Here is a 16,980-nt window from a genome sequence, read left to right as displayed (position 1 = left end):
ATTGTTTTGTGTATCATTTCTGGGGTGTTAAATAGGTGGTGACCAAGTCTTTCAGATGTGCGATTAAACGGTCGGTTAAAATTTCTTTGTCTTTTGGGATGTTAATGTCTAAAATAGATCCTTCTGTGATTTTTGACGGCATTGTAGCTACACTGGTTATCGTACCCATAATGGTTGCGATCAGCATCCGGATATCTATGGGTTTGAAGGCCCCTTCTGCAATTCCATTCTCAATGATGTTTTCAATGACCTGCATATTTCCTGACATCGCATCTTTTAATTTAAGACACATCTCAGGGCGCTGTGCCAGGGAGATTTCTCTAAGCATCATTTTATGTAAAGGAATATCTGACATAATTCTTTGGGTGTATCCTTCAATTACTTTGACTAATTTTTCCAGGGGTAGAATACGATCTTCCTGAATACTATCGAGTTGTGCTTTGAAACCTTTAATTCTTTCATTGATAACTTCAAGAAACACACCTTCTTTAGATCCGAAGTAGTAATTGATCATGGACATATTTGCCCCTGATTCTTTAGCAATCTGGCGGGTGGAAGTTCCTTCGTATCCCATCTCAGAAAACAGGTTTTGAGCAGCGATTAGAATGCTGGTTCTTTTGTCTGGCTTTTCCATTTGTGATTTGATGGGACAAAATTAATCAATCGATCGATTGAATTGATATAAGATTAGTGATTCTAATCACAAATTACAAAAAATTGACAATATATTTATATCATTATTTTTGATAAAGCCCTGAATTCTTTCTTATTTGAAATAAATCAATACCTTTGGATCATCAATATTTTAGCAATGATTAAAGAAGAAAATAATAAAAGTTTTGATTGGGTTTATTCGGTTTTAGGCCTGGTATGTGGTATCGCTACTGCAGCAGTTATTTCTGGTAGTTTCCTATGGTCACTATTCGGTGGTGTTTTAGGATTGATTATGGGAGCAGTTTTCCTGGGTTCAATCGTAAAAGGACGTAAATACTAATCGACCTGATTATTAAAAATTAATTATAATCCAATGAAGAAGCTCAATCTGTTTATTGTAATGGCATTATTTGCTTTTACTGTTAATGCTCAGGAAGTAAAATTCCCGGGTTTAGATACTAGTCCGGCAGATATTGCTTATTTCCCCTTAAATACGACTAAGGTGAAAAAAGGGCAGGATTCTGCGCCGTTGATCAAAGTAATTTATTCAAGACCTTCAGTAAAAGGCCGTGAAATCTTTGGAAAACTGGAACCTTTTGGACAAGTATGGAGAGTTGGTGCCAATGAAAGCACAGAGATAAGATTTTTTAAACCAGTTGTTATTGGTGGAAAAACTATCCCTGCTGGTGCTTATAGCTTATTTGCTATTCCTGAACAGGATAAATGGGTAGTGATTATTAATAAACAGACTGACCGCTGGGGCGCATATACCTATGATGAGACTAAAGATGTAGCCAGAGTAACTGTACCGGTTAAGCCATTAACGACAACTGTTGAGGCTTTAGCGATTACTTTTACACCGAATGCATCAGGAGCTAATCTGATTATCGGATGGGACAAAACTTCGGTTGAAGTGCCAGTAACGATTAAATAATTCTTCCTCTTAACCGGGGATAAAAAAAGAGTGAAGCCATCTGGTTTCACTCTTTTTTTGTTTAATGTGCTGCACTGCCAGCAAAGAATTTTAAACCCAGGATAGACCCGATCAGCGTGGCGATAAAAAAGATACGCCAGAAATTTGCTGGTTCGTCAAAGTAAAGGATCCCTACGATTACGGTCCCAACAGCGCCTATACCTGTCCATACTGCATAAGCAGTACCCATGGGTAAAGTCTGGGTCGCTTTATTTAAAAAGAAAAAACTTAAGGTAATACAGGCTAAGAAGGCTATACTCCACTTCAGGTTAGAGAAGTTATTGGAAAGTTTAAGGCTAGTCGTAAAACCGACTTCGAATAAACCTGCGATAATCAAAATAATCCAGTTCATAATTTAATAATTTGACGCAAAAATAAAGCGTAAAGCCCGGCTGGCTTTTTACAAATGTTAAAAAATGAACTTATTTGATCTCTGCTCTTATCCTGCTTAAGGTAACTTGTGTAACCCCTAAATAAGAGGCAATATAACCTAAGGGTATACGCTGGATCAATAAAGGGTCTGTCTGTAAAAGATCTATATATCGTTCTTTAGCGGGTTTAAATAACCTTCCAATATAAGATTCTTCAGTTTTAATCAGGATGAGCTCTGCCAGTTTCCTGCCCCAGTTGGCCAGTTCTGTATGTGAATTATATAAAGTTTCAAGTATCTCAGTCTTCAGCTCATAAAGCTTACAGTTTTCCAGCAGGTCTATATTTTCATAACCGGGGGTATTATTGATATAGCTGTGATAGGAAAGAATAATATCGCCCTCCATGCCAAACCAGAAAGTTATCCTGTTATCGCGGCCCTCCACATAAGCGCGTGCCACGCCCTGCTCTATAAAATATAAAGACCGTTCTACCTTACCTGCCATAATGATTACATGGTTTTTTGGTAGTTCTACAGCTTTTAATTCTTGTAATAAGAGCTGTAAATGCACCTCCTTTAAAGGGTAAATGCTTTTTATAGTTTCAAGAGTGTTTTGCAAGACCTGAATTAATTATTTTATTTTAGGAATGATTGCGACTGTCAAGCGGCTCACACAATTCATTTTTCCTCTGTCATCATAAATTTTGATCTCCCATACATGCGTTTTTGCGCCTTTATGCAGAGACTTACAAATGCCGGTGACTTTTCCGCTTTTAACCGGGCGTAAATGATTGGCATTGATTTCAAGACCAACGGCCTGATATAATACTGGATCTATACACATAAAAGAGGCTATGCTGCCAAGTGTTTCTGCCAGTACTACAGATGCTCCGCCATGTAATATGCCCGCAGGCTGATGTGTACGCTCATCTACAGGCATGGTAGCCGTAACGGAGTCTTCGCCGATTTCGGTAAATTGAATATCCAGAAGACCGCCCAAATGATTTTTAGGTCTGTCGTTAAGCTGCTGCGGAGTAAATTCTGTAAACCAGATCATAAATACCTTTCGTTAATAATTTGTGTATGGTGCATGAGGTGCCCGGCAATTACATAAAGCAATGCACGAACTGAAATTTGTCTTTCTGAGGCTGTTCCACTGCGTTTTAAATCCTGTTCATGGAGTGATTTAAATAAGTAGAGGTTGGCTTTTCTCAATAACCTGAATTCTTCAGCAAAGCTGGTCAGCTCACGATCTGCAAAATGTGCATGGGCCACATAGTCATCCTCCTCAAAACCAGGTAATGCCGTTTGTTCCAGGCGGGCAAAACAGGTTAAACGGTAAACCAGAATTCTTTCCGTATCAATGATATGTCCTGACATTTCTTTAAGCGTCCATTTACCGGCTGCATAAGCATAATCTGCTTTTGCTGTCAGCGTGCTGATAAAATCGGGGAATTCATCTGCCTGGCGCTCTAATAACTCAATAACATCGCTATTAACTTTTTCAATGTAAGTCAATGCCCATGCCGGGTATTCGTTTGGTTGAGGTCGGTTCATACTTTATACTGCTTTTTAGGATGATGCGAAATGTGGTGCCTTTGCCTAATTCGGAGTCTTTGACAAAGATCTGGCCGCTATGGTAATTTTCTACAATACGTTTGGTTAAGGAAAGCCCTAATCCCCAGCCTCTTTTACGGGTGGTATAACCTGGCTGGAAAACAGCGTCAAATTTAGACCTCGGAATACCTTTTCCTGTATCTGTGACGTCTATGTATACTTCTTCTTTGGCTAAATGTTCGATGATATTAACGGTGATATGGCCTTCATTTTCAATGGCATTGGCTGCATTCTTGAGCAGATTTTCTGTTACCCAGTCAAAAAGGGGTATATTCAGCATCGCACGTACCTGATCGTCACCAGTAATGCTGAAAACAACTTTATCTGAAGTTCTTAATTTGAAATACTGAATAAAGTTATCAATAACAGAATAAACAACATGATCTTCAAGTACAGGCTTAGAGCCGATTTTAGAAAAACGGTCCGTAATCACCTCTAGTCTTTTGAGGTCATTTTCCATTTCAGCAATCAGCGGGTCATCTTCTGCATTGAAACGGGATTTCATCAACTCTATCCAGGCCATTAATGAAGAGATTGGGGTACCGAGCTGGTGGGCAGTTTCTTTAGCCATTCCGACCCAGACCTGATCTTGCTCAGATCGCCTTGCTGAACTAAATGCTACATATGCGGTCAGTAAAAACAGACCGATTACACCCAGTTGTATAAAGGGGAAATACCGAAGCTGTGTCAGGATAAAAGAGTCTTTGTGATAAATATGCCATATTTTGCCATCTAAACCAATGATTGGTGTACCTGGGTGCTGTAATTTCATTTGCTTCAGCTCTCTTTCGAAATAGGCGGGATCGTATGTTTTTTTGTACTGTTTCTCGACACCGTAATTTGTTTTCGCGGAGTCCAGACCCTGATATGAATTAATTAATCCATCTCCATCGGTCATAATTACCGGGAGTTTGGTGTTTTTGGTGATCGTTTCGATCAGATCGGTAAAACGATCATCGTCGTACATGACCAGGGATTGTTCGGTTACTTTGACATAGAGCTGAAACTGAACTTGTTCTTCCCGTTCCATTTTCTTAACGAAAAAGTCACTGTAGAACACCGATGCGGTTCCAATTACAATCGCAAAAATTAGGAGGAAGAACTTCCAGCGGCGCTTTTTTTCGTAAGGATTCATAGAATATGGAGGCAAAATACAAAATAGCATTCAAAAAGACATCAATAGAACGGTAAGCGTTTAAAAAATATATCTTTGTGATTCATAATATGGAAAAGAAAGTTAGAGTAAGATTTGCGCCCAGTCCGACAGGGGGCCTTCATTTAGGCGGTGTACGCACGGCTTTATTTAATTATTTATTCGCCAAAAAACATAATGGCACGTTTGTATTGCGTGTTGAAGATACGGATCAGACGCGTTTTGTTGCCGGAGCAGAGGAATATATTGTATCCTGCCTGGCCTGGTGTGGCATTCATCCTGATGAAAGCCCGCAGCTTGGCGGACAGTTTGAACCTTATCGTCAAAGTGAACGTAAATCAACATATAAACAGTATGCTGAACAGCTGATTGCTGATGGATTTGCCTATTATGCCTTTGATACTCCTGAAGAGTTAGATGCTAAACGTAAAGAAATCCCTAATTTTCTTTATGGCCTCTCTTCGAGAATGGGTATGAGAAACTCTCTGACGCTTTCTGAGGAAGAGGTTAATGAACTTTTGAAAAATAATACACCGCATGTGGTCCGCATCAAAATGCCGGCCGATGAACAGGTGTCTTTTGTAGATATGATTCGTGGACTGGTTACTTTTGAAACCAATCTTGTAGATGATAAAGTGCTTTTAAAAGCAGACGGTATGCCTACTTATCACCTTGCAGTAGTAGCAGATGACAGAGCAATGGAAATCAGTCACATTTTTAGAGGTGAAGAATGGCTGCCATCAGCACCGGTTCATATTTTATTATGGAAATGCCTGGGCTGGGAAGATGAAATGCCGGGATGGGCACATTTACCATTGATTTTAAAACCAGATGGAAATGGTAAATTAAGTAAACGTGATGGAGACCGTTTAGGCTTCCCGGTTTATGCGCAAAACTGGACAGATCCTAAAACGGGAGATATGACTAAAGGTTTCAAAGAACTTGGCTTTATGCCTGAGGCTTTTGTAAACCTGCTTGCGATGCTGGGTTGGAATGATGGAACTGATCAGGAACTATTCACTATGGCCGGGCTGATTGAAAAGTTTTCTGTAGAGAGAATCAGTAAAGCCGGTGCCAAATTCGACTTTGAAAAGGCTAAATGGTATAACCATGAATGGATCAAACAAACGGATGCCAATGGGCTGCTGGATATTGTTAAACAGGAATATGCAGCGAAAGGAGTCATTTTAGCAGACGATCAGTTCACTTTAAAGGTCATTGACCTGATTAAAGACAGATGTAATCTGCTTACTGATTTTGTTGCTCAGAGTGAATATTTCTTTACTGCGCCTGCAGTATATGATCTGCCTGCGGTACAAAGTAAATGGAACGCTGAAAAAGATGCATTCTTTAAGTCTTATATAGCGCTGCTTGAAGATGGGCCGGGTGCTGTGGAACTGGAAGAAAAATTCAAAGCTTTAGCTGTTGAACATAACCTGAAACCTGGAGAATTAATGCTGCCATTCCGGATTATGCTGGTAGGCGGAAAATTTGGTCCCGGTGTTTTTGATATTGCAGTAACGCTAGGAGCTGAAGATACAAAAAAACGGATTTTAGCAGCTCTTGCTGCTTTTGCGTAGCCTGGAATTTTAATTAATTTCAATACAACAATTGGACTAAATATTTGTTATAACTGATTAACGGAAAAAATATGAAATGGTTCGGTAAGGGCAGTGATAATGTAGAAGACGCAAGAGGCCTCTCTGGAGGTAAAACTATGTTGGGTGGTGGTATTGGCCTGATTATAATTATTGCAGGCTTGTTTTTTGGCACTGACCTTACCGGACTGGTTTCGCAATTACCTTTGGGTGAAACTAACCAGGCTGAAGTTAAAAAAGGTTCAAATAATGATCCTGAACTGAAATTTGTCAGTGGTGTACTGGAATCCACGGAACAGATTTGGGATGAGGAATTCAGCAAAATGGGTAAAACCTATGTACATCCTAAATTATATGTCTTTACAGGAAGTACGCCTTCGGCCTGTGGTTTCGCTGAATCTGCTGTTGGTCCATTTTACTGCCCGGCTGATCGTAAAGTGTATATCGATCTGAGTTTTTATACAGAACTGAAAGATCGTTTTGGAGCTGCAGGGGATTTTGCACAGGCCTATGTCGTAGCGCATGAAGTAGGGCATCACGTACAAAATCTATTAGGAATATCTGAAAAAGTTGAGCGTGCGCGTAGCTCTTTATCTAAAACTGAATATAATAAGCTTTCTGTAAAACTGGAACTGCAGGCTGATTTTCTGGCAGGCCTATGGGCTAATCATGCACGAAAGCTAAAGGATTTTGAGATGGATCCGGGAGATCTGGAAGAGGCATTAACTGCTGCTAATGCTATTGGAGATGACAATTTGCAGAAACAATCCAGTGGACAGGTAGTCCCTGATGCTTTTACGCATGGAACTTCGGCACAAAGGGTTTATTGGTTCAAAAAAGGTTTTGACACTGGTGATATTAACCAGGGCGATACTTTTAGTAGCACCAGGCTTTAAGATAAAGCCACAATTTTATTACGGGTATAATTTAAACAAAATAAATTCTCTAATTTACGAAAGTTTTGAAAGCTGTCATGTTTGATAGTGAGATAGTTGAAGTATTATTTATTCATTATAATGATCCTAATTGTAGACGATACTCCAGAGAATTTAATTTCTCTAAAAAAGGTTCTCGAAAGACACAACTTTGAAGTCGATACAGCTTCCTCAGGTGAAGAGGCATTGAAAAAAGTGCTTAAAACGGCCTATGTATTGATTATATTGGATGTTCAGATGCCAGGGATGGATGGGTTTGAGGTTGCAGAAGCAATCGCTGGATACAGTAAGGCTAAAGAAACAGCAATCATATTCTTATCGGCTGCAAATACAGAATTAAGTTTTATCACTAAAGGTTATTCTTCGGGAGGTCTTGATTATATCACTAAACCTGTAGATATCAATATACTACTGCTGAAAGTAAAAACCTTTTACCGGATTTATGAACAAAGCAGAAAGTTAATAGAAATCCAGAAAACGCTGCTCGAAGAAATAGAGTTCAGGAAAAGGGCTGAGCGGAAAAAGGATGAATTTATCAGTATTGCCAGTCATGAATTAAAAACTCCGTTAACGAGTGTCAAAGGATATGTGCAATTATTGGAAAGAAGTGTTGATAAAGGTGATATTCCAACGGTAAAAAAACATTTAAAGAAGGCGCAGCTGCAATTAGATAAACTGAACGATTTGATTGCTGATTTGCTTGATATCTCTAAAATTGAAAGTGGTAAATTAAAGTTTAATAAAAAATACTTCAATTTAAATACGCTTCTGGATGGTATATTAGAAGTTATTCATCAATCTAATCCTGAATTTACAATTAAAAAATCTGGCCATGTTCCCTCAGATATTTATGCTGATGAAATGCGGATTGAACAGGTGGTGGTAAATTTTCTGACCAATGCGATTAAATATGCGCCCGGGACAACTGAGGTTCATATCAGTGTGACAGTTGAAGGTGACCGTGTAACTGTAGCCGTCAGAGATTTTGGAATAGGAATCCAGCCAGAACAGCAAAAAAATGTCTTTGACAAATTTTATCGTGTCGAAGAAACCTCTATTCATTTCCAGGGTCTTGGGATTGGCTTATATATATCAGCCGAAATTATTGAAAGACACGGAGGAACTGTGGGTGTAAATAGTACTTTAGGAGAGGGATCTGAATTTTATTTCAATATTCCTCTTATTTCAACAACTGAAACAGCTTAAAAATATCCCTTTTTATGATCAAGAAAACATTAAAAAATAACCTGCGTTTTGGATTAGGGTTATCTTTGTTATTGCTTTTTATCAGCTCATTAGCTTCTTATATAAGTATCAGGAACCTGATTAAAAACTCAGAACTGGTTTCTCATAGTAACTCAATTATCAGGCATACGGATAGCGTTATATCAACGCTCAAAGATGCAGAGACCGGTCAAAGAGGGTTTCTGTTAACAGGGGAAGAAGTATTTCTTGAGCCCTATAACGGGGCCAGGGCAGAAGCTGTCGCTTTACTGGATACTTTACAGCGTCAAACTACCGATAATCCTGCCCAGCAGGTTAATATCAATAAGCTGAAAGAAATTGTAGAAGGTCGTCTGGTAATTCTTGAAAAAACTATCGCAATTAAGAGAAAAGGGGGGTCTGTAAGTATCGGGGATCTGCTGACTGGCAAAGCCTATATGGACAATGCAAGGAAAGTCATCAAAACCATGCAGACCGAGGAACAGGCTTTGTTGGTTACACGTACAGCCAGCCAAAGTAAACTAGCTGATTTCACTCCGGTTTTAATCATTCTAGCGGCATTTCTTGCTATTTTAATTACCATATTTTTTTACCGCAGAGTATCAACTGATTTTGATGCCAGACTTAAATTACAGGAGGAATTAGAAGAGACTAATAAAGAAGTTGACCGAAGGATCCGTGTAATTCAGGAAATAGCGGCTCAGATTTCTAGCGGAAATTATCTGATCAGACTGGATGAACTATCAGAAGATGGTTTAGGCCGCTTAGCAGTCTCCTTAAATTCAATGGCAGAATCTTTACAGTATTCGTTCTCCTTACTGGCTGACAAAGAATGGCTGCAATCCGGGATTGCCAGCCTGAATGATAAAATGGTAGGGGAAAAAAGTGTAGATATGCTGGCTAATGACATTCTGGAGAATATAATCCAGCATACTGATGCTCAGATAGCTGCATTTTATATCCTGGAAGAGGACCGCCTGCTTCATTTGAGAGGAAGTTATGCCCTTACTGCAGATCAGCGCAGAGATACGCTGAAACAAGGCGAGGGACTGGTCGGACAAGCATTAAAATCGGGTAAACAGTTGCTGTTAAACGATATTCCTGATGGTGAGCTGACTATTAGCTATGCTGCCGGAAATACTAAACCTAAAAATATTGTAGCTATACCTATTGTCAGAGATAAGGTCATTGTAGGAGTAATGGAGTTTGGCTCTTTAAATACATTTAGCCAATTACAATTAGACTTTTTTAATAATATATCGGCAAATATTGGTGTTGCTGTTCATGTGGCTCAAAACCGTAAAAGATTACAGGATTTTCTGGAAGAGACACAGGCGCAGGCAGAAGAATTACAGGCACAGCATAGTGAGCTGGAAGGGTTAAATGCTGAACTCGAAGCACAAACGCAAAAGATCCAGACTTCAGAAGAAGAGCTTCGTGTACAGCAGGAAGAGCTTTTACAAAGTAACCAGGAGTTAGAAGAAAGAACTACTTTACTGGAAGAAAAAAATCAGATGATCCATGAACATAATGTGGAGATTCAGCAGAAATCAGAACAACTGGAACAAAGTACGAAGTATAAATCAGAGTTCCTGGCAAATATGTCCCATGAGTTAAGGACACCTTTAAATTCTATTTTATTACTTTCTAAATTGATGTCTGATAATGAAGAACTTGATCCTGAATATATTGAGTATGCTGAGGTGATTCAAAGTTCCGGACAGGGGTTATTAGGACTGATAGATGAGATTCTGGACCTGTCCAAGATAGAGGCAGGGAAAATGAAACTCGAGCTGGCTGATATCAGCTTAACTGAAGTCTCATCAGATATGCGTTCTTTATTCAATCCGATAGCAAAAAATAAAAACCTGGAGTTCAGGATCGAAATGGAAGAAGAGGGCTTAAAACTCCATACGGATAAAATGCGTCTGGAGCAGATCTTAAAGAACTTATTGTCCAATGCAATTAAGTTTACTGCTAAAGGAAGTGTAATCTTAAACATTAAAGGAGATCTGGCTAATAATGCTATGATTTTCAAGGTAACAGATACTGGTATTGGCATTCCTATAGCTAAACAAGGCCTGGTATTTGAAGCCTTTCAGCAGGCAGATGGTTCAACAAGAAGGAAATTTGGCGGTACAGGGCTAGGACTTTCTATCAGCCGTGAACTGGCCAAGTTGTTAGGTGGTGAAATAGAACTGAACAGTGCAGAAAATGCAGGCAGTACTTTCATCCTGACCCTGCCAGTCGATGGTATTGCTGCTGAGCTGGAAGAAGAAATTAACGCAGCTTATGACTATACCGATATTTCGGAAATTGAAACAGAAGAGTCCAGATTACCAGAACGGTTCACTGTAGATCATATCCCACAGGAAATTGAAGATGACCGGGCAAATATTGTTAAGGGCGACAAAATCATTCTGATTATTGAAGATGATACTGCGTTTGCCAAAGCATTATTAAACTTTACACGGAAACGCAATTATAAAGGGGTAGTTGCTGTAAGAGGTGATATTGGAATTGATCTGGCTAATCATTATAAACCGCTGGCAATTTTGCTTGATATTCAGCTTCCGGTAAAAGATGGCTGGCAGGTTATGGAAGAACTGAAAGCGAATCCGGCAACAAGACCTATTCCTGTACATATTATGTCTTCACTCGAAGTGAAGAAAGAAAGTTTGCTGAAAGGGGCGGTAGATTTTATCAATAAGCCGATTGCGCTGGAACATATGCAGCAGATTTTTCAAAAGCTGGAACATGCTTTAAGCCGTCATCCTAAAAAGGTACTGATTGTTGAAGAAAATGAGCAGCATGCTAAGGCACTTAGTTATTTCTTAAGTAACCATGATATACAAACAGAGGTAGTCAATAATGTGGTGCAAAGCGTTGATGCGCTTCACCGCAAAGAAGTTGACTGTGTGATTCTGGATATGGGTATTCCTGATAAAAATGCTTATCTGACGCTTGAAACGATTAAAAAGAGTCATGGACTGGAGAATCTTCCGATCATTATTTTTACAGGTAAGAATCTCTCGCAGGGCGAAGAACGAAGGATCAAGCAGTATGCAGACTCTATTGTGGTAAAGACAGCACATTCTTATCAGCGTATTCTGGATGAAGCGGGACTTTTCCTGCATTTAGTGGAAGAAAAATCTATAGAAAGCAAAACTAAAAAAGCGAAAGAGACTTTAGGCGGACTGTATGAGGTGCTGCATAATAAGACGGTATTGATTGCTGATGATGATGTCAGGAATATTTTTTCACTGACCAAAGCCCTTGAGCAGCATAAGATGAAAGTATTGGCTGCTACGGACGGAAAAGAGGCTCTGTCTTTGCTTAAAGATAATCCTTCTGTAGATATTGTGCTCATGGATATGATGATGCCGGAGATGGACGGATATGAGAGTACAAAGGAAATCAGAAAAATAAATGCGTTTAAACATCTACCTGTTTTGGCTGTTACTGCGAAAGCAATGATGGGGGATAGGGAAAAATGCATAGCCGCAGGTGCATCTGATTACATCTCCAAACCGGTTGATGTAGATCAGTTGATTTCTTTATTGCGTGTATGGCTTTATGATAAAAATTAAAAAAACCACCCTGTATTAAGGTATGGAAAAGAAGAGAATATTAATTATAGATGACGATAACCGGAATATCTTTGCATTAAAGGCAGTATTAAAATCAAAAGGTTATCAGTGTCTTTCGGCGATTGGGGGAGAAGAAGGGCTGCAGCTGCTCGAAGAACAAAAAGATATTGCTGTGGTATTAATGGACATGATGATGCCGGGAATGGATGGATATGAAGCGATGGCTATTATGGGCAAAGATCCGGAATTAAAAGATATTCCAGTGATTGCTGTTACAGCGCAGGCGATGCTTGGGGATAAAGAACGCTGTCTGAATGCAGGTGCTGTTGGCTATGTGTCAAAACCTATTAATGTAGACAGTTTAACAGCTTTATTAGCTAAATATATTTAAATGAGCCAGGAATTATGTGTGATTACTGATGAGCAAATCGAAGTTTTGCTGGCAGACCTGCTGGAAAATTACGGGTACGATTTTACAGGGTATTCCAAAGCTTCTATTAAAAGAAGAATATTGAGGTTATATTCACTGGATAAGCAGGTAAGCTTTGCTGAGTTCCGGTACAAAATAAACAATGATAACTTTTATTTTAAGAGATTTGTTGAGCAGATTACTGTAAATGTGACTGAGATGTTCAGGGATCCGGGTTTCTTTAAAACGTTGAGAGATGTTGTCCTTCCTAATCTGGGTACGTATCCTTTTATCAGGATCTGGCTGGCTGGCTGTTCGACAGGTGAAGAAGCTTATTCTATTTCAATTATTCTGAAAGAATTGAATCTATTGCATAAGTCTTTGATCTATGCGACAGATTTAAACCCTGTTGTATTGGAGAAGGCGGCACAGAGCATGTTTGCAATGAGCCAGATGAAACAGTATTCGGAAAACTATATTCTATCCGGAGGGACAAAAGATTTTTCAAGTTATTATACAGCAAATTATTCTCTGGCGAAATTTAGTGATGAGTTAAAAAGCAAGATCATTTTTTCTACACATAATCTGGTATCAGATCATTCTTTTAATGAATTTCAACTTATTTTATGCCGTAATGTGCTGATTTACTTTGACAGAGATCTTCAGCATAAGGTTTTGGGCCTTTTTGATGAAAGCCTGGAAGGATTAGGTTATCTTGCCTTAGGAAGTAAGGAGACTCTTGATTTTTCTCCCCTTTCTAAAAATTATAAAAGGATTCCTGCAGAAAAAATCTGGAGGAAGATAAGCTGATGGAAAAATGTGACGCTTTAATCATAGGAGGCTCTGCCGGAAGCCTGGATGTACTTTTAAAGGTATTGCCAGGGCTTGACTATACACTTAGTTTTCCTATTATTATCGTTGTTCACAGAAAACATGGCGCGGATTCACTGCTACCTGAACTGCTCTCGGGAAAAACGGGACTGATCGTTAAAGAAATTGATGAAAAAGAGCCCATTTTAGCCGGAACAATTTACGTTGCACCTTCAGATTATCATACACTTATTGAAAAAGACAAAAGTTTCTCTCTTGATTATTCAGAGAAAATAAATTACTCGCGGCCTGCAATTGATGCTACCTTTCAAACAGCCGCCGAAGTTTACCAGGACAAATTAGTCTGTTTATTGCTGTCAGGATCTAATTCTGATGGGGTAAATGGCCTGATTAGTGCAAAAGCATGGGGTGGAATTACAGCAATTCAGGACCCTGCAACAGCACAAGTTTCCTATATGCCGCAACAAGCTTCTATACATGCTAAAATAGATTACACTTTACGCATTGAAGATATGGCGGAATTCATAAATTTGTTGTCCTAATCTACACTGTTAAATGGCCGAACAAAAAAAAGTATTCATTTTTGATGATAACACTGACATCCTTGAACTATGTACCTTTATTTTGGAGGATGCAGGTTATGAGATCAAAACCTCTTCTACTTCAAATAATATCATAGATCAGGTTATGGCTTATATACCGGATATTATTTTTATGGATAACTGGTTACCTGACGTAGGTGGTATTGATGCCACCAGAGCGCTAAAAAGTGATGAAAAGCTTAAAAATATACCAGTTATCTATTTTTCTGCAAATAATGATGTCATGTCCCTTGCAGAGCAAGCTGGCGCAGATGGCTATTTATCGAAACCCTTCGATATTCAGGAACTTGAAAATATTATACTGAAACACCTTCCCGCTTAAAATATTTAATCAAAAAGCCCTCGTCATAGTTATTACATATGACGAGGGCTTTTGATATAATCAGGATTTATTTTACGCCTAGTACGTCAACTCCCTGTTCAAAGATAATATCAACCGGAATTCCTTTTTTACTCAGCCTCTCTAAATCTGCCTGTAACTCAGGGCTGATTACTGCATAAGTTTTTTGTACTTTTTCTACTGCAGCTCTGTCTCCATTTCCCTGTAAGGTAAGGATCACATTGCTCAGCTCATTCATCGCGGTCTGGAATTTCGCGAAATCTACTTTGTAAGTTCCGTTTGCTGTTCTTACGAATGCACCTTTCTCTTTGAAGAAGTTAAAGCATTGCATATTTGCTTTACCATGGGCACTTGAAGCACCAAATCTTACTGAACGAAGCAAGCCGGCCATAAAGGTGGTGTAATAGGTCTTAATATCACCTGTCAGCTCACCTTTTTTCAATAAGCCTGTGACCATATAAAGCCCCAGGATATCTGCTTTCCCTTCTTCCAGCCAGCCAGATTGTTCTTTAAGGGCTTCTTTTACAAAACCTTTGCCGTTAACCGTATTTTTGATACCCAGGCCGTGTGCTACTTCATGAAACATAACATTTGCAAAAAAAGCATCAAAATTTATATACTGCTGCTGATCTTTATCGATCAGTTCTGCTGCAATAGGTACTAAAATCTTATCGAATTTAGCTTTCATTGCATTTTTCAATTGTGATCTGCGTGTACCTTTTTTCTGTTGGATAACCTCATCATTCGGTAAATTAACAGCTATTGTTTTTGATCCTGCATTACAATCTCCAGCATAATAAACTACATCATAAGCGTTTAATTCTGAATCTGTACCTGGTTTTTCTTTTTTATATTTTTCTGCAACAGGTAATCCTTTTTGTAATTCTGGTAACATACTTACATATTTTGCCAGACGTTTACTCCAAACTTTGTCTTTGACTAAAACATAGGCTTCATAAGAAGTACGTGCATTAAACATTTTATCTTCGTAATTCTCAATAGGGCCGATAACGATATCCAGAATATTGGTTTTCATATCCAGCCATGCATAATCACTTGCCGTAAAATTATCATTCATTAACGCATCGGCTCTAAGGTTCAGGTATTTTTTGAAACCTGTATCCTCAGTCATGAGCGCTGCCTGTTTTAATAAACTGGATGCTCTCTGTAGTTCTGATGCAAATAAAACGTGATAAGGAACACTTACCAGCTTTCCTGCTGAGTCTTTTTGAATTACAGAATATGCGTTGAACTTATCTTTTAAAGTAGATTTATCCAGGTCTGCTTTAGTCATACCTGCAGGATAAAATGACGCTCCTTCTGGTTTGGCCCCAATACCAGCTATGAATGGTTTATCGCCATTCAGCCTGTCCCATGGACCGTAATTTATTCTTACAAACTCTTTAGTTTTTTCATCTTTCAATCCTGCCATCAGGCTGTCACGTTGTGGATAGGCTTGTTTCCAGAACAATTCATCCATAATTTGTGCCGCTTGAATAAGCAAAGGAAGTATTTTGCGCTCATTAGCACTTAATGCATTCAGGTTGGTCGTTAATTTAACGGTTTCATAAATGTCCAGTCTTTTGTGGACATATTCCTGTAAACTGTCTTTGACTGCACTTGGCTTCTCTGTAGTAGTTGTAGCCGTCTTGGTCCCCGATGTATTAGTACAGGATCCTAAACCTGCAACGATCGAGCATCCTGCTAAAAATAAGGCTGCTTTGGTAGTTTTGCTCATGGTAATTTTTTATAACGCAACTAAATTAGGAAAAATAATAAGCCGGGCATAAAGATTAGCGTATTCTAATACATTTATGTTATTATTAGTAATTTCACCGTTATAATTACCTGTTATGAAACAAATCCACCTAAGTAAAAATATTTTACTGTTGAGCATGCCTGTGCTTTTTCTAGCCGCCTGTTCAACAAATAAATATGCAGCAACCAATAAGATCTATAAAAGCCAGGCTAAAGAATTTGGTGAAATCCTGACGGCTATGCCTCCGCTTAACCAGAATATTGAGACGTTGCCAGCTGATCAGCAGTCTTTTGTTGGCTCTGTGAATTTTGGTATACGTAAACCTAACTTCATTATTATTCATCATACGGCTATGACTTCCACAGAAGGAACAATCAGAGCTTTTATTAAGAAGGAGACACAAACCAGCGCACACTATATTGTTGGAAGAGATGGTAAAGTAGTGCAAATGGTAAATGATTATCTGCGTGCAAACCATGCTGGAGTTGCTAAATGGGGGAATGAATATGATTTAAATTCTTGTTCTCTTGGAATTGAGCTGGATAACAATGGAAATGAACCATATTCTGATGCACAGATGAACAGCCTGTTATCTCTGCTGACTTCCCTGAAGAAAAAGTATAATATTCCAACATCAAATATTATCGGACATTCGGATATAGCCCCAAAACGTAAGCAGGATCCTAATAAGTTTCCATGGAAACAGCTTGCTGACAAAGGATTTGGATTGTGGTACGATCCTATACTGCAAATCCCCCCTGTAGAATTTGATCCGGCAATTGCCTTGCGTATTATCGGTTATGATGTAAGTAATCTGCCAGCAGCAATTGTTGCGTTTAAGCGCCACTTTGTACAGACAGACATCAGTCCTGTATTGACTGACGGAGATAAGATGATTTTATTTAACCTTTATAAAAAGTATTAA

At 38.8% G+C, this 16,980-nt stretch carries 18 protein-coding genes; 11 read left to right on the top strand and 7 right to left on the bottom strand.

The annotated features are described in order from the left end of the window. Positions 1-13 precede the first annotated feature (13 nt). Entirely contained in the window at positions 14-634 is a 621-nt protein-coding gene (locus tag HDE68_RS06570; protein WP_183880204.1) for a TetR/AcrR family transcriptional regulator, read from the bottom strand. A gap of 177 nt (positions 635-811) precedes the next feature. Here HDE68_RS06570 and HDE68_RS06565 point away from each other — a divergent pair, with 177 nt between their 5' ends. Together HDE68_RS06565 and HDE68_RS06560 are read left to right on the top strand one after the other, a co-directional pair. Further along, positions 812-994: a hypothetical protein gene (locus tag HDE68_RS06565; RefSeq protein ID WP_068407786.1), complete on the top strand. Its 183-nt coding sequence runs from the start codon at positions 812-814 to the stop codon at positions 992-994. Between the two features lie 33 nt (positions 995-1,027). Next, a complete protein-coding gene (locus HDE68_RS06560; protein ID WP_183880202.1) occupies positions 1,028-1,588 on the top strand; it encodes a DUF2911 domain-containing protein in 561 nt (186 codons plus the stop codon). A gap of 61 nt (positions 1,589-1,649) precedes the next feature. Here HDE68_RS06560 and HDE68_RS06555 read toward each other — a convergent pair whose 3' ends face one another. The 5 genes from HDE68_RS06555 to HDE68_RS06535 form a co-directional block, all read right to left on the bottom strand. Further along, positions 1,650-1,979: a DMT family transporter gene (locus tag HDE68_RS06555; protein WP_183880200.1), complete on the bottom strand. Its 330-nt coding sequence runs from the start codon at positions 1,977-1,979 to the stop codon at positions 1,650-1,652. Between the two features lie 70 nt (positions 1,980-2,049). After that, positions 2,050-2,616 (bottom strand): Crp/Fnr family transcriptional regulator, encoded by a 567-nt coding sequence (locus HDE68_RS06550; RefSeq protein ID WP_183880198.1) that lies wholly within the window; start codon positions 2,614-2,616, stop codon positions 2,050-2,052. A gap of 12 nt (positions 2,617-2,628) precedes the next feature. Next, complete coding sequence (locus HDE68_RS06545) at positions 2,629-3,054, bottom strand: hotdog fold thioesterase (RefSeq protein WP_183880196.1); 426 nt, start codon at positions 3,052-3,054, stop codon at positions 2,629-2,631. After that, positions 3,051-3,554: a DinB family protein gene (locus HDE68_RS06540; protein ID WP_183880194.1), complete on the bottom strand. Its 504-nt coding sequence runs from the start codon at positions 3,552-3,554 to the stop codon at positions 3,051-3,053. The genes HDE68_RS06545 and HDE68_RS06540 overlap by 4 nt, the downstream gene beginning before the upstream one ends. Continuing rightward, on the bottom strand, positions 3,502-4,749 hold the full coding sequence (locus tag HDE68_RS06535) for a sensor histidine kinase (protein WP_183880191.1): 1,248 nt from the start codon (positions 4,747-4,749) through the stop codon (positions 3,502-3,504). The genes HDE68_RS06540 and HDE68_RS06535 overlap by 53 nt, the downstream gene beginning before the upstream one ends. 89 nt (positions 4,750-4,838) lie before the next feature. Here HDE68_RS06535 and gltX point away from each other — a divergent pair, with 89 nt between their 5' ends. From gltX to HDE68_RS06495, 8 genes are all read left to right on the top strand, one after another. After that, the gene (gltX, locus tag HDE68_RS06530) at positions 4,839-6,347 is read left to right on the top strand and encodes a glutamate--tRNA ligase (protein WP_183880189.1); all 1,509 of its coding nucleotides are present in this window, start codon (positions 4,839-4,841) and stop codon (positions 6,345-6,347) included. A 71-nt stretch (positions 6,348-6,418) separates the two neighbouring features. Continuing rightward, positions 6,419-7,261, top strand: coding sequence for a neutral zinc metallopeptidase (locus HDE68_RS06525; protein WP_183880187.1), 843 nt, complete (start codon positions 6,419-6,421; stop codon positions 7,259-7,261). A 120-nt stretch (positions 7,262-7,381) separates the two neighbouring features. Then, on the top strand, positions 7,382-8,506 hold the full coding sequence (locus HDE68_RS06520; RefSeq protein ID WP_183880185.1) for a hybrid sensor histidine kinase/response regulator: 1,125 nt from the start codon (positions 7,382-7,384) through the stop codon (positions 8,504-8,506). A 14-nt stretch (positions 8,507-8,520) separates the two neighbouring features. After that, positions 8,521-12,114 (top strand): response regulator, encoded by a 3,594-nt coding sequence (locus tag HDE68_RS06515; RefSeq protein ID WP_183880183.1) that lies wholly within the window; start codon positions 8,521-8,523, stop codon positions 12,112-12,114. Between the two features lie 22 nt (positions 12,115-12,136). Further along, entirely contained in the window at positions 12,137-12,505 is a 369-nt protein-coding gene (locus HDE68_RS06510) for a response regulator (protein WP_183880181.1), read from the top strand. Next, the gene (locus HDE68_RS06505) at positions 12,506-13,333 is read left to right on the top strand and encodes a CheR family methyltransferase (protein WP_183880179.1); all 828 of its coding nucleotides are present in this window, start codon (positions 12,506-12,508) and stop codon (positions 13,331-13,333) included. Next, positions 13,333-13,896 (top strand): chemotaxis protein CheB, encoded by a 564-nt coding sequence (locus tag HDE68_RS06500; protein WP_183880177.1) that lies wholly within the window; start codon positions 13,333-13,335, stop codon positions 13,894-13,896. Before HDE68_RS06505 ends, HDE68_RS06500 begins: the two co-directional genes overlap by 1 nt. Before the next feature lie 13 nt (positions 13,897-13,909). Next, entirely contained in the window at positions 13,910-14,278 is a 369-nt protein-coding gene (locus HDE68_RS06495) for a response regulator (protein ID WP_183880175.1), read from the top strand. 67 nt (positions 14,279-14,345) lie between these two features. Here HDE68_RS06495 and HDE68_RS06490 read toward each other — a convergent pair whose 3' ends face one another. After that, a complete protein-coding gene (locus HDE68_RS06490; protein WP_183880173.1) occupies positions 14,346-16,034 on the bottom strand; it encodes a dipeptidyl-peptidase 3 family protein in 1,689 nt (562 codons plus the stop codon). A gap of 115 nt (positions 16,035-16,149) precedes the next feature. Here HDE68_RS06490 and HDE68_RS06485 point away from each other — a divergent pair, with 115 nt between their 5' ends. Further along, entirely contained in the window at positions 16,150-16,980 is an 831-nt protein-coding gene (locus tag HDE68_RS06485; protein ID WP_183880171.1) for an N-acetylmuramoyl-L-alanine amidase, read from the top strand.

It is taken from the genome of Pedobacter cryoconitis (assembly GCF_014200605.1).
Classification (GTDB): domain Bacteria; phylum Bacteroidota; class Bacteroidia; order Sphingobacteriales; family Sphingobacteriaceae; genus Pedobacter; species Pedobacter cryoconitis_B.
The sequence above is the reverse complement of the archived record's forward strand: the minus strand, read 5'-3'. Positions and strand labels throughout refer to the sequence as shown.